The following is a 19,203-nucleotide window of genomic DNA, read 5'->3' on the forward strand; positions in this document are numbered from 1 at the left end:
GCACCGTGACTGCAACCTCCGCCCGGATCACCGCGGTCGACACCTACGACGTCCGCTTCCCCACCTCGCGGGAGCTGGACGGCTCCGACGCGATGAACCCGGATCCCGACTACTCCGCCGCTTATGTCGTCCTGCGCACCGACGCCGGTGACGGACACGAGGGCCACGGCTTCACCTTCACCATCGGACGTGGCAACGATGTCCAGGTCGCCGCGATCGGGGCGCTGAGACCCCACCTGGTCGGGCGGTCCGTCCGGGAACTGTGCGCCGATCCGGGCTCGCTCAGCCGCGACCTGATCGGCGACAGCCAACTGCGCTGGCTCGGCCCCGAGAAGGGCGTGATGCACATGGCGATCGGCGCCGTGCTCAACGCCGTGTGGGACCTCGCCGCCAAACGCGAGGACAAGCCGCTGTGGCAGCTGCTCGCCCACGCCGACCCCGAATGGCTGGTCTCCCAGGTCGACTTCCGCTACATCGCGGACGCCCTCACCCCCGAGGACGCCCTGAGACTGCTGCGCGAGGGCCGCACCGGCATCGCGGAACGTGAGGCGATCCTCCTCGAGAACGGCTACCCGGGCTACACCACCTCCCCGGGCTGGCTCGGCTACTCCGACGACAAGCTCACCCGGCTGGCCAAGCAGGCCGTCGCCGACGGCTTCACCCAGATCAAGCTGAAGGTCGGCGCGGATCTGGACGACGACATCCGCCGCCTGCGCACCGCCCGCGCCGCCGTCGGCAACGGGATCCGCATCGCCATCGACGCCAACCAGCGATGGAACGTGGACGAGGCGATCGAATGGACCAACGCGCTCGCCGAGTTCGACCCGTACTGGATCGAGGAGCCCACCAGCCCGGACGACGTCCTCGGCCACGCCACCGTACGGCGTGCGGTCGCGCCCGTGAAGGTCGCCACCGGCGAGCACGTGCAGAACCGCATCGTCTTCAAACAACTCCTCCAGGCCGGCGCCATCGACGTCCTCCAGATCGACGCGGCCCGGGTCGGCGGCGTCAACGAGAACCTCGCGATCCTGCTGCTCGCCGCCAAGTTCGGGGTCCCGGTCTGCCCGCACGCCGGCGGGGTGGGCCTGTGCGAGCTGGTGCAGCACCTGTCGATGTTCGACTACCTGACGCTGTCCGGCACGACCGAGAACCGCGTCATCGAGTTCGTCGACCACCTCCACGAGCACTTCACCGCGCCTGTGATCATGCGCGACGGCCGCTACCGTGCGCCGCTCGCGCCCGGGTTCTCCGCCACCATGCGGGAGGAGTCCGTCGCCGCCTACCACTACCCGGACGGCGCCTTCTGGGCCGCCGATCGCGCTGCCCAGGGAGGCACGGCATGACCGATCTGTCAGGGCTCAGGGCGATCGTCACCGGAGGCGCGTCCGGCATCGGCCTCGCGACCGCCCGCACGCTGGCGTCGCGGGGCGCGGCGGTCGCCGTCCTCGACCTCGACCCGGACGGCGTCGGCGGACCGCTGCTCGGCCTGCGGGCCGACGTCACACACGACGCCTCGGTGCGCACCGCCGTGCACCAGGCCGCCGAGCGGCTCGGCGGCCTGGACATCCTGGTGAACAACGCGGGGATCGGCGCGGTGGGCACCATCGAGGACAACCCGGACGACGACTGGCACCGGGTCCTGGACGTCAACGTCCTCGGCATCGTGCGCGTCACCCGCGCCGCCCTGCCGCATCTGCGTCGCTCCGCTCACGCGGCGGTCGTCAACACCTGCTCCATCGGCGCCACCGCGGGCCTTCCGCAGCGCGCCCTGTACTGCGCCAGCAAGGGCGCGGTCCTCTCGCTCACTCTCGCCATGGCCGCCGACCACGTCCGCGAGGGCATCCGCGTCAACTGCGTGAATCCGGGCACCGCCGACACGCCGTGGGTCTCCCGGCTCCTCGACGCCGCCGACGACCCCGAGAGCGAACGCGCCGCCCTCAACGCCCGCCAGCCCATGGGACGCCTGGTCACAGCGGACGAGGTCGCCGCCGCCATCGTCTACCTGGCGAGTCCCGCCGCGGCATCCGTCACCGGCACCTCGCTCGCGGTGGACGGCGGCATGCAGGGGCTCCGGATGCGCCCGGCGGACCCGTCGTGAGGATTACGCGGCCGGGCGCCGGCACGGTGACGGTCTCGGAGCTGGCGCTGGGCTGCGCAGCCCTCGGCAACCTCTATCGGCCGGTCTCCGAAGACGCCGCCCGGGCCACGGTGGACGCCGCCTGGGACGCCGGCATCCGCACGTTCGACACCGCCCCCCACTACGGCCTCGGCCTGTCCGAACGACGGCTCGGCGCCGCGCTGCGCGACCGCCCCCGGGACGCCTACACCCTCTCCACCAAGGTGGGCCGGCTGCTCGTCCCGCATCCGCAGGGGGACGCCGAGGACGACCTCGCTCACGGCTTCGCCGTCTCGGCCACCCACCGCCGCGTGTGGGACTTCAGCGCCGACGGTGTGCTGCGCTCCCTGGAGGCGAGCCTCGGACGTCTCGGCGTCGACCGCGTCGACGTGGCCCTGCTGCACGACCCGGACGACCACGCCGAGCAGGCGCTGCGCGAGGCCTACCCGGCACTGGAGCGGCTGCGCGCCGAAGGCGTGGTCGGCGCGATCGGAGTGGGGATGAACCAGTCGGCGCTGCCCGCCCGGTTCGTGCGGGAGACCGACATCGACGTGGTCCTGCTGGCCGGCCGTTACACGCTGCTGGACCAGGACGGGCTCGCCGAACTGCTTCCGGAGGCGGCCGCCCGCGGCCGTGCCGTGGTCGTCGGCGGGGTGTTCAACTCCGGTCTGCTCACCGCGCCCCGACCCGGCGCCACCTACGACTACGCACCGGCCCCCCGGCCGGTGCTCGACCGGGCGCTGCGGCTGCTGGAGGTCTCCGAACGCCACGGCGTGCCCCTGCGGGCCACCGCGCTGCACTTCCCGTTCGGTCATCCCGCGGTGGCGAGCGTCCTGACCGGGGCGCGGTCGCCGCAGGAGGTGCACGACACCGTGGACCAGCTGCGACGCCCGATCCCGGACGCCCTGTGGGACGAGCTGCGCGCCGAGGGTTTGCTCGACCCGGACACCCCCGTCCCCTCGGCCACGCCGAGCGGGCGGACCGCACCCGCCGGACACCCCGCCCCGGTCGGGGGAGTCACGCCGTCGAAGGAGCTGTCATGAGGGTCGCCCTGCACACCAAGGTCCGTGCCGACCGCGTGGAGGAGTACGAGGCCGCACACCGGGAGGTGCCCGAGGAGCTGACCGCCGCCATCCGCGCGGCGGGGGTGAGCGAGTGGACCATCTGGCGCAGCGGCACCGACCTGTTCCACCTGCTGGACGTCGCGGACTACCCGGCGATGATCGCCGAACTCGAGAAGCTGCCTGTCAACATCGCGTGGCAGGCGCGGATGGCCGGTCTGCTCGACGTCGCCCACGACTACTCCGCGGACGGTGCGGACGCCTCGCTGCCGGTGGTGTGGCAGCTGTGACCTGAGGGGAGTGCCGACCGGCAGCACGGACGACCACCGCGCGTGCGAGGGCCGGCCCGGCAGCAGCCGATTCCGGGCCAGGGCGACCGCCCTGGCGACCGCGTAGGGCACAGCCGATCATCGTGCGCTCACCGCGGTGCTGCGCGGCACCGGTGATCCGCGCAAGCACGTCGACGAGGCGTTCGCGGTGCTCGGCCTGCCCGTTCCCGCGTCCGGCTTCGGCCCACACCCAGAGCCCCTGGCGGAGGAACCGGGAGCGCAACTGGTCGAGCGGCGATCCCTGCTCCGCGCGATCAAGGAGTCGCTGTCCTCCGAGAACGAGGGCACACCCGGCGGAGAGCTGCCCCGCTGTCCTGAACACACCCCGTCGTCCGTGGAGTCGTCACCGGCGCGCTGCGCCGGTTCCGCCTGCTGTCCCGGTCACCACGCGGCGACCGGGCAGGGCAGGATGATCCCCGTGGCCACCGCACGCCACGGCACTGAGGCACCTCGGGAGGTCCCGCATGGCCGACTGTTATCCGTACCGCATCGCCACCACGGAAGGGGAAGTGACCCTGATCTGGCGGCCCGGCGAGGGCGACGACCCCGACGCGCTCGCCGTCGACGACCGGGGAAGGCTCCTCGCGTTCCACGACCTCGACACCCTCCGAAACCACTGCGACCGCAACGGCTGGGACCTCGTCCGGGAGGGCGAGGGCACGCTCGACCTCGCCGTCGTACGCCGGTGGGTGGAACACCCCGAACCCGGGCAGGTCTCGGCGGGACTGCTGCTGGAGGCCTGGAACTTCTTCGACGACCTCGCCCAGAGCCTGGACGACGTCCCGCCCCTGCCCTCCCGGGGACCGCTCCAGGACCGCGCCTACGAGAAGATCTTCGGCGGCGAAGCCCTCGAGCCGGCCGCCGGCGACGGGGCCTGGACGCACGAGGAGACCTCGGCCGTGCGTGAACTGCTCCTCGTGGGGCTGGAGTTGTGGGAACAGGCCGTGAGGGCCCCGGTCTCCGGCCTGCCCGCCGCCGACGATCAGTCGGTGGACGTTGTCGTACCGGACTGACACGAGCGGGGTCCCGGGCCGCTAGAGGCCGCTGACCTTGCTGCTCGCCGTCATCTCGTAGACGAGGGTGACGGTGCGGTGACCGCCCGGTGCGAGGGCGAGGTTCCACCGGACGATGCCGTCGGCGTCGACGGCATCGGGCGCGGGGGAGCACGCGTCTTCGAGCAGGCGCGTCTGCACGGCGGAGATCTCGGAGACGGGCATCCGTTCGCGCACGACGATCGCTCCTTCTTCGCGGGCGTGCGGGGCGTCGGGGGCGGAGAAGCGGGACAGATGGAGTCGGACGGTGCGGGTCAGCACGGTCCGCTGGGTGAGGGCGGAGGTGTCGCGGACCTCTTCGGTCTGCCGGACGACGCGGTGGTCGTCGAGGCTGCCGAAGGCGAGTTCGGCGCGGGCCCCGGGCGCGGTGAAGTCCAGCGCGCCGCGGCCGCTGTACCCACTGCGGCGCACCAGGTCGACCGGGCCGGCGAGCAGGGCGTGGCCGGAGAGGTTGTCGAACCGGGCCACCTGGGTGACCAGCGGGGACAACTCGGGCGCGCAGGCGTGCTCGACGCCCGGGGTCGTGGTGAACGCGGAGAGTGGCACACGGTGGGCACGCCCGTCCCCCGGGACGCGGACCGGAGCGGGGGCGTGCAGCACCCGCGTCTCGCCGCCGTCGTCCACTCCCGGCAGGCCGACCACCGGAGTCGGGCCTAGGTCGGCGATCTCCTCCTCGCGCAGTTCGACGTCGACGATGCGGCGCTCCGCGGGGGAGCGGTCCTGCAGGGTGAGCCGGTCCTCGTGCAGTCGCGGCGGGGCGGCAGCCTGCGCCGAACGGGCCGTGGACAGGGTCAGCGCCACGTCGGACCAGTCCTCGCCGGTGCGCTGCCAGACCATCGCGTCGGTCTCCAGGGTGAGGGAGTCCCCGTCGAGCACCGCTCGGTAGACGGGCCGCCACAGCGCACAGGCGGTGAGGTGGCTCAGCCGCAGACCGGCCGGCCCCGCGGCCGTGGCCTCCACGGTCAGTTCGATGTGGCCGGTCAGTTCGGCGGGTTCTTCCTCAGCGAGGTCCATCGCCCCCCGCGCCGCCGCGAGTTCGGCGGTGCGGGCGGCGAACCGGGCGTCCACGGTGCGCAGTTGCTCTCCGCAGGAGTCCCGCTCGCCGTCCAGACGGTCCAGTTCGCGGTCCCAGCGCGGCCCTTCGACCTCTCCGTGACCGGCGCCCTCACCGATCTCGCGCAGCAGGTCGGCGGCAAGGCGGCCGAGCGTGTCGAGGCGGGTGTGCAGCCGGTCTCGCTGCCGGCCCAGGACGAGCAGTTCCTCTTCGAGGGCGTGCACGCGGTGCCGCAGGGCGGTGTCGTCGTCGGTGGGCCGGGGCCCGCGCGGGCTCCAGACCCGGACGATCCGGGCGTCGAGCACGGTCGCCGGGGCGTCGGCGCTGAGCTCGGCGTGCAGCGTGCGGTCGACGGCCAGCGCGCTCACCGGGCCCAGACGCAGCCGCTGGATGCCGGCCTCGAGGTCGAGGACGGCGGTGCGCTCGACGTGGGCGCGGTCCTCCAGACAGGTGACGGCCGTGACGGGCAGGGGGATCGGCTCGGGTGCCGTGGACATGGTGCGTCAGCTCCTGCGGTTGCCGCCGGCCAAGGTCTTGGCGGAGGGGATGCGGATCTCGTAGCCGCCGTCGAGGGCGGTGGTGGCGCCGGCGGGCAGCTCGACCCGCCAGACGCGGGTGCCGGGCGTGTGGGGTTCGGTGTCGGTGTCCGGGTGGGGCGCGGTCCAGTCGGCTCGTTCCTCGATCCGGACGTCCGGATCGGAGGAGACCGGAACCCGTTCGCGGACCTCCACGGTGACCGGCTCGGCGAGCCGGTTGGCCAGCTCCACGTGGACGCGGTGGTCGAGCACGGTGGTGGTGTTGCGCAGCCCCGAGGTCGACTCGTGCAGATTCGTGCGGCGGGTCACCCGGACGCCCTCGGCCTGCCCCAGCCCCACCCGGCACACACCGCCGGGCGCGAGGGTGGGCAGGGCCGCGGTCAGCAGGAAGTCGTCGCCGGCGGTGATCTCCACGGGGCCCGCCAGCAGAGCCTGGTCGGTGGCGTTGGAGAGGGCCAGCGTCGCGTACACGGTCTGCTCCACGGACGGCACACAGAGGTACTCGGTGCGCAGACCGACCCAGATCTCACCGACGGTGACGGTGTGCCAGGTGCCGTCGGACGGGATGTCGGCCCGGGCGACGGCGTCGAAGCGGTGGTCGAACGAACCCGCCGACTCGCGGGGCCGCACGGCGTGTGCGGGCAGCGCCAGCGCCGCCACGCTCTCGGCCCGGCGGCGGTACTCGGCCGCCGTCGGGTCGAAGGGAACGTCGGGGAACAGCCGGCCGCGGCGAGCACGCGGTTCGTCGGGTCCGCACAGGACGAGAGCCGTGTAGTCGAGTTCGGATCCGCTCGGCCGCGGCGGCCCGGCGTGACCGGGGACCGCCGGTGCGGGTACCGAAGGCCGAGGCGGCGCGGCCCGACCGGGGGCCGCGGGCATCGCCGGGGGAGCCATGGCGGCCCGCGCGGCGGGGGAGCGACTCCCGCCGCCCGGGCGGGAGGCCTGCTGTGCGGTGCCTTCGCCGCCGAAAGCCTGCGGGTGGGTACCGCCGGGCATCGGGGCCGGGGGCGGTGCGCCGTATGCCGGCGGGGGCGGCGCGGCGAGCGGCTGGCCGTAACCCTGCGGTGCCGTCGGCATCGGCATCGGCGGCAGGGGAGCAGGGGCGGGAGTGCCAGCCGCCGTCACGGGCACAGGACGGCCCCCGACGCCGCCGGCGTGGGTCGCGTCGGGGCGCCGACCGGCCGCGTCGTACCCGGCGAACAAATCGGCCAGACCCGACGGCGGTTCGCGCCAGCCGGACGGGATCGGGTCCGGCTGGCGGCGTCCGATGCGCAGCGAGCGGAGCCGGGGCAGATCGGTACGGCGCCCGAGATCGGCGGTGGCCAGGGCGAGCTGGACGCCGGTCCAGTCCTCGCCGGTGCGCTGAGCGATGGAGGCGCGCAGCACCAGGCGTCCGCTGCTCTCGCCCTGACGGTGCGTGAGCCGGTAGGCCGGCGCCCAGACCGCGCCGGGCACCGCGTACTCCAACTCCACTTCCTCCTCCGCGTCCCCGGCGCCGTCGAAGGTCACCAGCACGGAGACCGTGGTCCGCACGTGGGCGGGCGGGGCGTCGCTGGAGGCGCGTTCCAGCCGGTCGGCGGCGACCGCGAGGGCGTGCTCGGCCCGGCCCAGCGCCTTCTCCAGCTCGGCGAGACGGGAGTGCAGTCCGGTGAGCCGTTCGTCGACGAAGTCGGCGAGTTCCAGCCACGCGTCGACCGGGGTGCGGCGGTGCGGGTCGTCCCGCCTGCGGGCGGGCGGGACCGGACGCAGAGCCCTGACCTCGTCGATCAGTCGCACCTGCCGGTCATGGCGGGCCTGCGCCGCCGCGCACTCCTCGCGCAGCGCCTCCACCTCGCTGCGCAAGGCGTCGGGCACGGTGGCGCCGAGCGGCTCCGCCTCGACCTCCACGCGTGCCTCGATGACGCGTGAACCCTCGCCGCCGGTGACACGGACGCGCAGGGATCCGGCGTCCAGCACGCGTGGGAGACCGGTCACGCGGACCCGGCCGCCCGGCGGCACACTGCCGCGGGCCAGGCGGCGGCAGACGGCGCCCTGCGCGTACACCACGACCGAATCGAGGGCCGACCCCCACCTCGGTGCTGTCCCATCCGTCATGTGCTCCGCCCCCGTCATGTCAGTGCTGGGCGAAGCCTACGTCCGGGGAGGCGGGCGCCGTGGGCGAAGTCGCCGCCGTCGCGACCGGGCCGAGCGGGCTGACAGGCAACGCACGGGTCGGCACACCGACCACATGCGCTAGGAGGACCGGGTGAAGCTCACCGTCGTGAGGGCCCTGATCACGGTCGTCCCCGCGTGCTGAGCACCGCCGGGGTCCGCCCGACTGTCACATCTGAGCAGCAGCCTGGTCACAGGGCCCCGCGAAATCCTCCCGGCGGGGTCTTCCGCCATGTCGGCCATGGCACCATTCCTGCGCAAGCTTCACGTCCAGGGGGGACACCATGCGCATCCGCGCCACCATCGTCACCGCGGCCCTGCTTCTCGCCGCGCTCACCGCCTGCTCCTCGTCCGACGACGACGCCCCGGTGGCGAGCGACTCGGGCACGCCCGTCGCCGAGCCCACCATCAGCGTTCCCGCGGAGCACGAGGGCGACGACCTGAAGGCGGCCGTTGCCGTCTACACCGCCTCCTACTTCGCCGGCGACGCGGACACCGCGTACGGCATGCTGTCCGCGCGCTGCGCGAAGGAGATCACCAAGACCGCGTACGCCGAGGTCGTGAAGAAGGCGTCGGCCGACTACGGCGAGGACCATACGGTGAGTGACGTGCGGGCCGAGGTCTCCGGCAGGACGGGGCGTGCCGGTTACAAGGTGACGGGGCTGCCGAAGTTCGACCAGAAGGCACAGCCGTGGACGTTGGAGGGCGACGCCTGGAAGTACGACGCCTGCTGACTCACGGCCGGCCCGACGGGACGGGCCCTTCGGCCCTGCCGACGGAGAACCCGGTGACCCTGGCCTCGGTACCGGTACGGGTGCCGGCACCGGCGGTGACGTCCACGGTGAGGGCGAGGCGCACGGGAGTCGTCCCACCCACCGGAGGACGCCGGTAGGTCACCCGGTAGATCCGGGTGGGGCCGTCCCCGACGGAACGGATCGTCCGCTCGCGCCCTGCGGCGTACCGCGGAACCCACCGAAGCGCGAACTCGTCGGCCGCTTCCACGACCTGCTTCTCGCTGAGAGGCCCTGCTCCACCACGCCGGTTCGACGACGAGGCGCTGACCAGTTCCTTGTCGGGCCACCACCCCGAGACGCTGCCGCGGTTCGTGTCCACGGTGATCTTCAGCCGGGCACCGTTCTTCTCCGTGGCGGAACCGGTGACCTCGGTGCCGCTGCCGTAGATGCCCTCCGCCGCGGAGGTGAGCCACTCGTCGGCCTGGACGGAGGATTCAGCGAAGTCGTGTCGCTGCTCGTCGAGGGCCACGATGTTCACTCCGGTGACACGGCTGTGGAAGACCGTCGTCACCGCCATGGCGCCGGCCGCGGCGAGGGCGACACCTCCCAGGAGATCGCGCAGCGGTCGGTGCGGGGGAGTGTGTCGCAGGCAGAGCCACAGCGTCCCGACCAGGGAGCCGGCCACGGCCCCCGTCGCGTTCGCCGCGAGATCGGTCACGCTGCACGACCGGCCCAATGGCGCGGCCGACTGCGTCAGTTCGACCGCCGCACTCAGGACGGCCCCTGCGGCAGCCACCGTGACAGGCCGCCGGAACAGCTGGACGGCCAGGAACCCCGCCGGTGCGAAAAGGGCGACGTTCAGCAGGGAACTCTCCGACGTGAACAGGTGCGAGGGCGCTCCCGTGTCGCACTGCCACCCCTGCAGGCCGGCGTCACCGGGCAGCAGTGTCACCGCCAGGACGCCGGCCAGGTGGACTGCCAGGGCGGTGCGCAGCGGCCAGGGCCTGCCGAGGGCCTTCGCCACCAGTGCGGTGGGAACCGCCACGACGGCGGCGAGGACCAGGAAGGAGACGAGCAGCCCGGGTACGGCCGCGACGGACGCTTCGATCACGAGGGGACTCTCAGGATGGGAGGCCGGAGGGCGCCGAACAGGCGCCCCCGGGTTCAGCCGGCACGACGTCGGGTTCAGGCGCCGTCCCGCCGTGCGAACTGGAGGGACAGCGACCGCAGGACGTCAGCGGTCGAGGTGTCGGTGTTTCCCTCGTCGTGGACCTCGGCCAGGTGCACGAAGGCGTAGGAGAAGCAGGTGGAAAGAGCGACGATGGCCGGCCCCAGCGCCTCCGTGATGATGGCCGTGGTCTCCTGGGCGGTGGCGTCGGCGGGCAGCTTGATCTCGGGCAGGGTCTCGGCGAGGAGCGCGGAGATGGACCCCGTCAGTGCGGCCTTGGCGTCCGGGTTCTCGCGGGCCTGTCGCCGCATCTCGATCGCTTCGGTGAGGATGCCGACGACTCGCTGCATGATCTCGGATTGCTGCATGGTCGCAGCCTACGAGGGGACCCGGTTCGGCGGGACGGATTACCGCGTGGCCGACCCCCGGGGGAGTGTGCACGGCGCCGGACTTCACCGGGCTGCACCGCACCACGGCACTACGGGCAGGTGAGATCGCCGACACCCGGCAGAAGCATCCGTAAACCGTCCGTACCTGGGAAGACGGCTTTTGATCTTCAGTGACGTCCTCGGGGAGGAAGCATCACCATGGCCGTACCCGTACGTGCTCCGCGTCCCGTGCGCCGCCCCCGCCGGTTCGAACTCCGGGCGACGGCGCTGTACTTCGTCCTTCTGGCGGTGCTGCTGACCCTGGTGGGCACGGTCGCCCGCACGGCTGCGGCGGCCGCCGAACGCCGTCCCGCGTGGGCCGTCGCGCTCGCGCTCGTGGCAGCCGGCGCCGTCGTGGCGGGTTGCCGTCGCGGGCGCAGGATATCGGCGGCCAGGCTGGCGCGCCGCGCCGCGGCAGCCCTGGACGAGGCCACGATGACGGCGGTCGAGGTCCTCGACGCCCCGTCCCCCGCCCCTGCGCCCGAGCCCGGCTGTGCGGCCGAGCCCCCTGCCGGTCGAGACGGCACGGAACGGACCCTCCTCCTCGTCGACCCCTTCGCCCCCGTGGACGCCGTGGACGAGGTGGCCGTCGAGACGGAGGAGACCGCCTACGAGGCCCTGGACCCCGACGAGTTCGAGCAGGCGATAGCCGACCTGTGCCGACGGGACGGCTGCCGGGACGTCGACGTCGTGGGCGGCGCCGGCGACCTGGGCGCGGACGTCGTGGCGAGGACGCCGGACGGACGCCTGGTCGTCGTCCAGTGCAAGCGCTACAGCGACGGCAACCGCGTCGGCTCCCAGGACATGCAGCGGTTCGGCGGCACGTGTTACACCGTTCACGGGGCCGATGTCGCCGTCGTGGTGACCACGAGCGACTTCACCGGTCCCGCGCTCGAGTACGCCGGGCAGTGCGGCATCGTCTGCGTGGACGGTCGAGAACTCCTGCGCTGGCAGGACGGCGTGGGACCACGACCGTGGGAGTACGAGTTCCTGGCCGGCCAGGAGTCACCGAGCGAGTGACAGGCCGGGACGCCCTGGTGATCGGGCGCACCAGGCGTGTGGTGCAACAAGGGAAGGGTTCAGCGGGCGGGGTGGGCGAACTCGCGCTGGTCGAGCACGCGCAGCCACGCCATCGCCGATCTCGCCGCCCGGGGACTCGGCGTCGCCGTTCTCGGCACCTCGGTGGCCGCGAGTCACCGCGACCGGCTCACCGCCCGCGTCATCGACGACGTCGCCACTCCCGCCTTGCTCGCAGCCGGCCCCGCCACGCGGTAGCGGCCGGCGAACGGCCCCTCGCCGGCGTCGGGTTAAGGGGCGTCCGCCGATGGCGGACACCGTGAGAAGGGGTTCTTACCTGCCGTCGTTATGATCCGCGTCCTCGATGCGAGGGAGATCCTGTGGGCATGTTCGGACGTGGAGAGCGTCGTGACGGCGTGGACCAGCCACGCGACCCGGAGTTCACGTACCTGTCCGAGGCGGAGGCCGCCCGGTTGCGGGTCTTCGTCCGTGACGCCTTCGCGGAGCGCGGAATCGAGGTGACCGTCGAGTCGGGACGCGTGACCACGGGCGCGGGCTGGCGGTTCGGCCTCACGAACCTCGCGGCCGCCTGCCACAACGACAGCAGCGGACCTCGTCGCTGGCGGACGCTCGTGGACCAGCACGTCGACCGCGTCGTACGTTCGCTGGACGGACGGCAGGCCCTCAAGGCGCTGCCGCGCGAACAGGTGCTGACCCGGCTGCACCCCCGGTTCATTCCCGGCGAGCCCAGGCTTCTCAAGGCGTTCGGTTACGGCCCCCCGTCGGTACCGGGCCTGCTGGAGGTGCTGGCACTCGACCTCCCGGAGACCGTCGACATGCTGACGGCGGACGACCTCGCCGACCTGGGCGACCTCACGGCACTGCGCGAGCGGGCGTTCCAGAACCTGCGGGACGTCCGCGTCGACAAGCACGAGAAGGTCAAGGACAAGAGCGGCGCCCGCTTCGACGTGCTGATGGGCGACTCGTACTTCGTCGCGAGCCTCGCCCTGCTCCTCGACGAGGTCGTACGCCGGCACAGCAAGGACACACCGACGCCGGACGGCGTACTGGTCGCACTGCCGCACCGCCACCAACTCGCCTTCCACGTCATTCGCGACAGTGACGTGCTCCCCTCACTGAACCTCATGGCCCGGTTCGCCGCCGTGGGGCACGAGAAGTTCCCGGGCGCGTTGAGCCCCGCGGTGTTCTGGTGGCACGACGGTGAGTTCACCCGGGTCGCCACGTCGGACGGAGGTGTGTACGTCAAGCTCACCGAGGAGGGAGTGGCGCTGATGGCACGGCTCTCGGGTGGATAGGCGGGGCCCGCGCAGGGTGCCCCACAGGCGCGGGGCGCCCTGGCGGAGACGCGCTCACACGTCGCGACGCCTGACGACGAGCACGGCGAGCGCGACGGTGACCAGCGGCCAGAGCGTGTAGACGATCCAGGAGCCGGTGACCGTGGCGGTGTAGCCGAGGGAATCGGGGCCCGGTCCCCAGTTCTGGACCAGGCGCTTCCAGGCGGACGCCACCAGCGCGTGTCTGACGTCCGCCGACCAACGGCTGCTCTCCGAGAACATGAGGGGCAGCATCAGCAGCACGAAGACACAGGTGACCATGGTCCCGGCGGCGTGCCGGAGCAGAACGCCGAGGCCCAGACCGACCAGCGCGCTGACCGGGGCCAGCAGCGCGGACGCCGCCAGCGCCCGGAACACCCCGGGGTGGGTGATCGGAACGCCGGCGTGGTGCCCGTCCAGAATGGCCTGGGAGACCAGGAAGGAACCGGTGGAGGCGGCCGTGCCGACCGCCGTCCACAGCGCGGCGGTGACGACGGCCTTCGCCAGCACGACCGAGCCCCGGGCGGGGACGGCCACGGTGGTGGTGCGGATCAGACCGCTGCCGTACTCGCTCACGACGGTGAGGGTGCCCATGCTGCCGGCGACCAGGATCAGCGTCCAGTAACCGGCCGGGGGGTAGGCGTCGAAGGGGAGGAAGGCGGCAGGTCCGGAGAGCGCGGCCGCGTCCGACCAGGTGGCGACGGCGGCGGACCCGAGGACGAACAGGACGGTGAGGGCGAGCGTCCACGGGGTGGAACGCAGGGACCGCGCCTTGATCCACTCGGCGGCCACGAGGTCGCGGAAGCGGGCGGGCGGCACGGAGAGGCGCGTGGCCGAGGCCGTCGGGGGCTCGGAAGCGGGTGCGGTCATCTCGGTCGTCGTCATCGGGGTTGTCCTGCCGGGTATTCGACGCTGTCGGCGGTCAGTTCCATGAAAGCCGTCTCGAGCGAGGCGGTGCGGGTGGTCAGTTCGTCCACGCGGACACGGTTGTCGAAGGCGAGCTCTCCGACGCGGTCGGCCGGGAGGCCCCGCACGGAGAGCTTCCCGGCGTCCGCCGGGCCGTCCGGCTCGACCGAAGCGCCCGCCGCGGTGAGCACGGCCGTCAGCTTGACGGCCTGAGGGGTGACGACCACGACGCTGCGTCGGGCGCCGCGAGCCGCGAAGTCCCGTAGCGGCTCGGCCGCGAGGAGGCGGCCCCGGCCGACGACGACCAGATGGTCGGCGGTGTTCTCCATCTCGGACATCAGATGACTGGACAGGAAGACCGTGCGGCCCTCCGCGGCCAGCCGACGGAAGAGGCGGCGTACCCAGAGCACGCCTTCCAGATCCATGCCGTTGACCGGCTCGTCGAACATGAGCACGGGCGGGTCGCCGAGCAGGGCGGCCGCGATGCCAAGCCGCTGCTTCATGCCGAGGGAGAACCCTCCGACGCGGCGGTGCGCCACCTCGGCCAGCCCCGCCTCCCCCAGCACCTCGTCGACCCGGCGGCGCGGGATGCCGTTGCTGCGGGCCAGAGCGGACAGATGGGCGGCCGCGCTGCGTCCGCCGTGCACCTGGCCGGCGTCGAGGAGGGCCCCGACGTGCCACAGTCCGCGCGGGTGACGGCGGAAAGGGATGCCGCCGACGGTGGCGGCGCCGGCGGTGGGGGCGTCCAGACCCAGGATCATCCGCAGGGTGGTGGACTTGCCGGCTCCGTTGGGGCCGAGGAATCCGGTGACCCGGCCCGGTCGCACGGTGAAGGAGAGATGGTCGACGGCCGTCCTGCCGCCGTAGCACTTGGTGAGTTCACTGACTTCGATCACGACAGCCACACTGCCGGGACAACTCCCCTCCGGGCATGGGGCCTCGGTCGGCAATCGTGCGGCCGGGGTTCGCCCGTGGGCGTACGTCCCCGGGCTGATGCCCCGTCGGCGGCGTCCGGTTAGTCTCGCGATGTGAACCCCGAGACGATCACTTCGCTGCCCGTGCGCGTGCCCTTGCCCGCGCCCGTGCGCGTCGCACACCGCGGTGCCGCTCCCGGGACGGAGGGCCGCCGATGACGAGGACGACAGGCGTGGCCTGGGCGGGCGGCGCCCTGTACCTCCTCACGGTGGTTCTGCTGGTGGGGGTCGCGCCGCAGGCGTCCGGCACGGTCCACGGCGCGGGGGCGCTGCTGGCCGCGAGCCTGCTCGTCGGCGTGGTCCGCCGCAGGCCGTCGGCGGCTCTGGCCATGGCGGTCGTGGGGTCCACCGCCGTGGTGCTGGGTCCGCCGAGCCCCGTAGGCGACGACCTGTCAGCGGCGTACCAGGGCCAGTTCCTCGGGTTTGTGGCGGTCGACATGGTGCTGGGCTTCATCGTCGCGACCTGTCCGCGAGGGCACGCGGGGGTCGCCGTGGGCGCCTCCTTGGCCGTGCAGTTCCTGGTGATCGGCGGCTTCACCCACGGGGACGCCGTGGCCGTCAACCTGCTGATCGCCCTGCTGGCCGCGGTCGCGTCCTGCATGGCCGGCCTGCTCAGCCGCGAGCGCCGCGAGCACGCGGCGGCGCTGCGCTCGCAGGAGGTGGCCGAGGCGGTGACTGCTGAACGTCTGCGGATCGCAAGGGAGTTGCACGACATGGTGGCGCACAGCATCGGCGTCATCGCCATTCAGGCGGGCGTCGGCAGCAGGGTCATCCTGACCCAGCCGGCGCAGGCGCGCGAGGCTCTGAGCGTCATCGAGGCCACCAGCAGGGAGACACTGTCGGGCCTCCGGCGCACCCTGGTGTCGCTGCGAAGGACCGACCGGGGCGAGTCCGCCGCACAGGAGTCACCGCTCTCGCCCCCGTCCGGACTCGCGGACGTCGAACGGCTGGCGGCCGCGACCGCGGACGCCGGGGTGAGCGTCGAGGTGCGCCGCACCGGGCGGCGATGTCACGTGCCGCCCGACGTCGACCTGTCGGCCTACCGCATCGTGCAGGAGGCGCTGACCAACGTGGTCCGCCACGCGGGCACTCGGCGCTGCCACGTGTCCATCGACTACGCGGACACGGAGCTGCTCGTGGAAATCGTCGACGACGGACGCGGCACAACCGGCGACGATCCGGTCCACGGCTTCGGGATCATCGGGATGCGGGAACGCGTCGGTCTCCTGCACGGCCGGCTCAGCGTCGGGCCGCGCCCCGAGGGCGGCTTCCGGGTGGCCGCCCGACTGCCGCTGCCCGCGCCCGCCGAAGCTGCGGCGGCCACTCGATGACCGTCCGGGTGGTGCTCGCCGACGACCAGCCGCTGGTGCGGTCCGGTCTGCGCGTGCTCATGGCCGACCACCCCGACCTCGAGGTCGTGGGCGAGGCCGCCACCGGCGCGGAAGCCGTCCGCCTGGTCGAGGACACCGACCCCGACATCGTCGTCATGGACATCCGGATGCCCGGCATGGACGGTATCGAGGCCACCCGCCTGATCACCGCCGGTCCGGCGACCACCCGCGTCCTGGTTCTGACCACCTTCGACGAGGACGACCACGTGTACGGGGCGCTCCGGGCCGGCGCGAGCGGCTTCCTGGTCAAGGACATGGGGTTGGACGACATCCTCGCGGCGATCCGCGTGGTCGCGGCCGGCGACGCCCTGATCGCGCCGGGGGTGACGCGCCGTCTCATAGCGGAATTCGTCAGGCGCCCCGCCCGTGCGACGGAGCAGCCTCCGCGCCCGGTCGAGGGCATCACCGAGCGCGAACGGGAGGTGCTGACCCTGGTCGGACGCGGCCGGTCGAACACCGAGATAGCCGAGGACCTCTTCATCTCGACGGCCACCGCCAAGTCCCACGTGTCACGGCTGCTCATGAAACTGGGCGCCCGGGACCGGGTCCAACTGGTCATCACGGCATACGAGACGGGGCTCGTCCCCCCGCCTCGTTGACCACCGGGCGACCCCGTTCCGGTCGGTCCGGGCGGCTCGCCCGCACACCCGCGCGCGGCTGAACGGGGTTCCCGCACACCCCCGCGCGGGAATCCCGTCCCCGTGGGCCCGAGCCCTCCGAGGCCGCTTCGGGCGGGTGTGTCGGACGACACTCCTGTGACAGGCATGTCGAGAGACATCGCGGGTACCGGCGCACGTGTAACGGGGGAGTGAGGGCGAGACGAGTGGAATCGCATGCCGACGGAGACGGCTGTACCGGGCCGCGACAGCACCTCATGCGCACCGCCTACGCGATGGGCGGCGCCGACGGCTGCATCGCCGACGCCCGTCACCACGCCCTCGCGTTCCTCGACCGGGCCCGCGTCGACCATCGGCTGCGCGTGTCCGACCGTGTGCGGGACATCATCCAGCTGGTGGTCAGCGAACTGGTCACCAACGCCCGCAAGTACGCCCCCGGCCCCGTTCTGATGGAGCTGCGTCTCACCGCCGACAGTGTGGACGTCGCCGTGTGGGACAACGACCCCACCGTTCCCATGGCCCGGCCCGCCGACCCGGACAGGATCGGCCAGCACGGCCTCGAGATCGTCAAGGCCGTCACCGCGCACCTCTTCGTCGAGCAGGAGCCGGTCGGCAAGCGCATCACGGCCCGTATCGCCCTCGCCGACCCACCGGGCGACGCCACCGCCGGCCGCCGTCCGTCCTAGCGGAGCGGCGGTCGACGTCCTGCAGACACGACCTAGGCCTTCAGTGAGGCCAGCACGTGTGCCGCGAGCTTCTTCGCGCTCGCCGCGCCGTTGTCCGCGCCGTCCGTGGACAGCACGCTGACGACGGCCGTGCCGGTGCGGGAGGCGATCAACGTGGTGCCGGTCTCCCAGGCGCCGCTGGTGAGAGTGATGGTGTACGCCTCGTCCCCGAGTCCGGCCGTGGCGGCGCCGGTGACCTTCACCTTGCTGTGGGTGTCGGAGTCCGTGTAGCTCGGGCAGGCGGCGACGACGGCTGCCAGGTCCTTGAGCACGTCCGCACCCGTGGTGCCGCGGTAGACGTCGATCTCCTGGTCGAGTTCGGCGGACGTGTTCTTGTTGACGTGGGAGCTCTGCGCGAACGACACGCCCTCGACACCGGTGAGGCTGATCCAGCTGGTGGCCGCGAGATCGGCGCAGTGCGGCTTGGCGGCGCTCTTCGTGGCCGGCGCCTGGTAGGTGTCGCCGGTGTCGCGGGCGAGACCGGCGTCGGGGGCGAAGCCGGAGGGGAAGTACGAGGCGGGTGCGAGCGCCTTCTTCAGTTGGGTCCCCGTCAGCAGACCGGCGTTGGGGTCGGCGGCCTTCGACGGCGCGGTGGACGTGGCCGGACCGGCGGCGGAGTCCTCGGACGTGGAGGAGGAACAGGCAGCCAGGGCCAGCGGGAGCGCCGCGACGGCGAGCAGCTTGGCGGCATGGGACGGGAGACGCATCGAAGTCCTCGAGAGTGACATGCATGGTGCGCCGGAACTGGGTGGGGGACCGGGAACGGGTGCGCGCGAAGCGGAGGTGCCTACGGCCTGGCCGGCGGGGCCGCAAGGTTGCCGGGCCCGGAGTGACCTTAGGCGGCGGCCGGCCACAGAATGATCACCGGATACTCAAGGCAAGGTCAAAGGATCGACCCCCGCGAAGGTTTTGCCGTGTCTTGGGGGAAGACGGGCGGTCGGGGAGCGGGGCCTTCGGGGCGGGGCGGACGCCGCGGGCGCGGAATTATCCGGGACTTCCACGTGCTGTCGTATCCACCAAGGTGGGACGCCGACGGTGGGCGAGCGCGCAGCGCGAGCGGCCGGGGCGGAGAGGAGAAGGAACCGACATGGCAGCGCAGACGCAGAGGGCCGTTCTGGCGGGCGGATGCTTCTGGGGAATGCAGGACTTGATCCGTCGGCTCCCGGGCGTGACCGCGACCCGGGTCGGCTACACCGGGGGTGACGTGCCGAACGCGACCTACCGCAACCACGGCACCCACGCGGAGGCCATCGAGATCCTCTTCGACCCCGAGAAGACCGACTTCCGGACCGTCCTGGAGCTCTTCTTCCAGATCCACGACCCGAGCACCGAAAACCGCCAGGGCAACGACATCGGGCTCAGCTACCGCTCGGCGATCTACTACGTGGACGACGAGCAGAAGCGGATCGCCGAGGACACCATCGCCGATGTGGACGCCTCCGGACTGTGGCCGGGCAAGGTCGTCACCGAGGTGGAGCCGGTCGGGCCCTTCTGGGAGGCCGAGCCCGAGCACCAGGACTACCTGGAGCGCTACCCCGACGGCTACACCTGCCACTTCCCGCGCCCGGGCTGGCGGCTCCCCGCCCGCTCCGACGCCTGACCCACCGCGC

General features: G+C 72.7%; 19 protein-coding genes and 1 pseudogene. 13 read left to right on the top strand and 7 right to left on the bottom strand.

All coding sequences use genetic code 11. The annotated features are described in order from the left end of the window. Window positions 1–5: 5 nt before the first annotated feature. The 5 genes from QF032_RS37470 to QF032_RS37490 all read left to right on the top strand — a co-directional run bounded on the left by QF032_RS37470 (window position 6) and on the right by QF032_RS37490 (window position 4,519). On the top strand, window positions 6–1,343 hold the full coding sequence (locus QF032_RS37470; RefSeq protein WP_306945913.1) for an L-fuconate dehydratase: 1,338 nt from the start codon (window positions 6–8) through the stop codon (window positions 1,341–1,343). Further along, on the top strand, window positions 1,340–2,098 hold the full coding sequence (locus QF032_RS37475; protein ID WP_307048946.1) for an SDR family NAD(P)-dependent oxidoreductase: 759 nt from the start codon (window positions 1,340–1,342) through the stop codon (window positions 2,096–2,098). The genes QF032_RS37470 and QF032_RS37475 overlap by 4 nt, the downstream gene beginning before the upstream one ends. Further along, window positions 2,095–3,159 (top strand): aldo/keto reductase, encoded by a 1,065-nt coding sequence (locus QF032_RS37480; protein ID WP_307059575.1) that lies wholly within the window; start codon window positions 2,095–2,097, stop codon window positions 3,157–3,159. Before QF032_RS37475 ends, QF032_RS37480 begins: the two co-directional genes overlap by 4 nt. Then, window positions 3,156–3,467 carry an L-rhamnose mutarotase gene (locus QF032_RS37485; protein ID WP_307048950.1) on the top strand — a complete coding sequence of 104 codons (312 nt, stop codon included), beginning with the start codon at window positions 3,156–3,158 and terminating at the stop codon, window positions 3,465–3,467. Before QF032_RS37480 ends, QF032_RS37485 begins: the two co-directional genes overlap by 4 nt. Before the next feature lie 503 nt (window positions 3,468–3,970). Continuing rightward, window positions 3,971–4,519 (top strand): hypothetical protein, encoded by a 549-nt coding sequence (locus QF032_RS37490; protein WP_307048952.1) that lies wholly within the window; start codon window positions 3,971–3,973, stop codon window positions 4,517–4,519. 21 nt (window positions 4,520–4,540) lie between these two features. Here QF032_RS37490 and QF032_RS37495 read toward each other — a convergent pair whose 3' ends face one another. Together QF032_RS37495 and QF032_RS37500 are read right to left on the bottom strand one after the other, a co-directional pair. Further along, the gene (locus tag QF032_RS37495; protein WP_307059577.1) at window positions 4,541–6,109 is read right to left on the bottom strand and encodes a mucoidy inhibitor MuiA family protein; all 1,569 of its coding nucleotides are present in this window, start codon (window positions 6,107–6,109) and stop codon (window positions 4,541–4,543) included. A gap of 6 nt (window positions 6,110–6,115) precedes the next feature. Further along, on the bottom strand, window positions 6,116–8,242 hold the full coding sequence (locus QF032_RS37500) for a DUF4139 domain-containing protein (RefSeq protein ID WP_307059579.1): 2,127 nt from the start codon (window positions 8,240–8,242) through the stop codon (window positions 6,116–6,118). A gap of 341 nt (window positions 8,243–8,583) precedes the next feature. Here QF032_RS37500 and QF032_RS37505 point away from each other — a divergent pair, with 341 nt between their 5' ends. Beyond that, on the top strand, window positions 8,584–9,033 hold the full coding sequence (locus QF032_RS37505; RefSeq protein WP_306955564.1) for a hypothetical protein: 450 nt from the start codon (window positions 8,584–8,586) through the stop codon (window positions 9,031–9,033). 1 nt (window position 9,034) lies between these two features. On the opposite strand, the gene QF032_RS37510 is transcribed toward QF032_RS37505, so the two are convergent. Continuing rightward, entirely contained in the window at window positions 9,035–10,144 is a 1,110-nt protein-coding gene (locus QF032_RS37510) for a VanZ family protein (RefSeq protein ID WP_307048958.1), read from the bottom strand. Between the two features lie 74 nt (window positions 10,145–10,218). Next, complete coding sequence (locus QF032_RS37515; RefSeq protein WP_306955567.1) at window positions 10,219–10,569, bottom strand: hypothetical protein; 351 nt, start codon at window positions 10,567–10,569, stop codon at window positions 10,219–10,221. 219 nt (window positions 10,570–10,788) lie between these two features. Here QF032_RS37515 and QF032_RS37520 point away from each other — a divergent pair, with 219 nt between their 5' ends. The 3 genes and pseudogenes from QF032_RS37520 (at window position 10,789) to QF032_RS37530 (ending at window position 12,962) form a co-directional block, all read left to right on the top strand. After that, window positions 10,789–11,649, top strand: coding sequence for a restriction endonuclease (locus QF032_RS37520; protein ID WP_307059581.1), 861 nt, complete (start codon window positions 10,789–10,791; stop codon window positions 11,647–11,649). Between the two features lie 108 nt (window positions 11,650–11,757). Next, window positions 11,758–11,883: pseudogene (locus QF032_RS37525) on the top strand (LysR family transcriptional regulator); the annotation flags it as partial. A gap of 149 nt (window positions 11,884–12,032) precedes the next feature. Further along, complete coding sequence (locus QF032_RS37530) at window positions 12,033–12,962, top strand: hypothetical protein (RefSeq protein ID WP_307048962.1); 930 nt, start codon at window positions 12,033–12,035, stop codon at window positions 12,960–12,962. A gap of 54 nt (window positions 12,963–13,016) precedes the next feature. Here QF032_RS37530 and QF032_RS37535 read toward each other — a convergent pair whose 3' ends face one another. Together QF032_RS37535 and QF032_RS37540 are read right to left on the bottom strand one after the other, a co-directional pair. After that, a complete protein-coding gene (locus QF032_RS37535) occupies window positions 13,017–13,865 on the bottom strand; it encodes an ABC transporter permease (protein WP_307059583.1) in 849 nt (282 codons plus the stop codon). Continuing rightward, window positions 13,862–14,782 carry an ATP-binding cassette domain-containing protein gene (locus QF032_RS37540; protein ID WP_307059585.1) on the bottom strand — a complete coding sequence of 307 codons (921 nt, stop codon included), beginning with the start codon at window positions 14,780–14,782 and terminating at the stop codon, window positions 13,862–13,864. The genes QF032_RS37535 and QF032_RS37540 overlap by 4 nt, the downstream gene beginning before the upstream one ends. Before the next feature lie 233 nt (window positions 14,783–15,015). Here QF032_RS37540 and QF032_RS37545 point away from each other — a divergent pair, with 233 nt between their 5' ends. The 3 genes from QF032_RS37545 (at window position 15,016) to QF032_RS37555 (ending at window position 17,554) form a co-directional block, all read left to right on the top strand. Next, window positions 15,016–16,191 (top strand): sensor histidine kinase, encoded by a 1,176-nt coding sequence (locus QF032_RS37545; RefSeq protein ID WP_307059587.1) that lies wholly within the window; start codon window positions 15,016–15,018, stop codon window positions 16,189–16,191. Next, window positions 16,188–16,850, top strand: coding sequence for a response regulator (locus QF032_RS37550; protein WP_307048971.1), 663 nt, complete (start codon window positions 16,188–16,190; stop codon window positions 16,848–16,850). The genes QF032_RS37545 and QF032_RS37550 overlap by 4 nt, the downstream gene beginning before the upstream one ends. Before the next feature lie 275 nt (window positions 16,851–17,125). Continuing rightward, the gene (locus tag QF032_RS37555; protein ID WP_307059589.1) at window positions 17,126–17,554 is read left to right on the top strand and encodes an ATP-binding protein; all 429 of its coding nucleotides are present in this window, start codon (window positions 17,126–17,128) and stop codon (window positions 17,552–17,554) included. 32 nt (window positions 17,555–17,586) lie between these two features. Here the strand turns inward: QF032_RS37555 and QF032_RS37560 are convergent, their stop codons facing one another. Further along, window positions 17,587–18,300 (bottom strand): hypothetical protein, encoded by a 714-nt coding sequence (locus tag QF032_RS37560; protein WP_307048975.1) that lies wholly within the window; start codon window positions 18,298–18,300, stop codon window positions 17,587–17,589. 380 nt (window positions 18,301–18,680) lie between these two features. Between QF032_RS37560 and msrA the strand changes: the two genes are divergently transcribed. Then, window positions 18,681–19,193 carry a peptide-methionine (S)-S-oxide reductase MsrA gene (gene msrA / locus QF032_RS37565; RefSeq protein ID WP_307048977.1) on the top strand — a complete coding sequence of 171 codons (513 nt, stop codon included), beginning with the start codon at window positions 18,681–18,683 and terminating at the stop codon, window positions 19,191–19,193. Window positions 19,194–19,203: the final 10 nt, after the last annotated feature.

The organism is Streptomyces achromogenes (genome assembly GCF_030816715.1).
GTDB lineage: Bacteria > Actinomycetota > Actinomycetes > Streptomycetales > Streptomycetaceae > Streptomyces > Streptomyces achromogenes_A.

Excerpts from the sequence above, each read along its gene's own strand:
- QF032_RS37475 (WP_307048946.1), top strand. The coding sequence starts at position 1,340 with ATGACCGATCTGTCAGGGCTCAGGGCGATCGTCACCGGAGGCGCGTCC.
- QF032_RS37485 (WP_307048950.1), top strand. The coding sequence starts at position 3,156 with ATGAGGGTCGCCCTGCACACCAAGGTCCGTGCCGACCGCGTGGAGGAG.
- QF032_RS37490 (WP_307048952.1), top strand. The coding sequence starts at position 3,971 with ATGGCCGACTGTTATCCGTACCGCATCGCCACCACGGAAGGGGAAGTG.
- QF032_RS37495 (WP_307059577.1), bottom strand. The coding sequence starts at position 6,109 with ATGTCCACGGCACCCGAGCCGATCCCCCTGCCCGTCACGGCCGTCACC.
- QF032_RS37500 (WP_307059579.1), bottom strand. The coding sequence starts at position 8,242 with ATGACGGATGGGACAGCACCGAGGTGGGGGTCGGCCCTCGATTCGGTC.
- QF032_RS37505 (WP_306955564.1), top strand. The coding sequence starts at position 8,584 with ATGCGCATCCGCGCCACCATCGTCACCGCGGCCCTGCTTCTCGCCGCG.
- QF032_RS37515 (WP_306955567.1), bottom strand. The coding sequence starts at position 10,569 with ATGCAGCAATCCGAGATCATGCAGCGAGTCGTCGGCATCCTCACCGAA.
- QF032_RS37520 (WP_307059581.1), top strand. The coding sequence starts at position 10,789 with ATGGCCGTACCCGTACGTGCTCCGCGTCCCGTGCGCCGCCCCCGCCGG.
- QF032_RS37530 (WP_307048962.1), top strand. The coding sequence starts at position 12,033 with ATGTTCGGACGTGGAGAGCGTCGTGACGGCGTGGACCAGCCACGCGAC.
- QF032_RS37535 (WP_307059583.1), bottom strand. The coding sequence starts at position 13,865 with ATGACGACGACCGAGATGACCGCACCCGCTTCCGAGCCCCCGACGGCC.
- QF032_RS37545 (WP_307059587.1), top strand. The coding sequence starts at position 15,016 with ATGACGAGGACGACAGGCGTGGCCTGGGCGGGCGGCGCCCTGTACCTC.
- QF032_RS37550 (WP_307048971.1), top strand. The coding sequence starts at position 16,188 with ATGACCGTCCGGGTGGTGCTCGCCGACGACCAGCCGCTGGTGCGGTCC.
- QF032_RS37555 (WP_307059589.1), top strand. The coding sequence starts at position 17,126 with ATGCGCACCGCCTACGCGATGGGCGGCGCCGACGGCTGCATCGCCGAC.
- QF032_RS37560 (WP_307048975.1), bottom strand. The coding sequence starts at position 18,300 with ATGCGTCTCCCGTCCCATGCCGCCAAGCTGCTCGCCGTCGCGGCGCTC.
- msrA (WP_307048977.1), top strand. The coding sequence starts at position 18,681 with ATGGCAGCGCAGACGCAGAGGGCCGTTCTGGCGGGCGGATGCTTCTGG.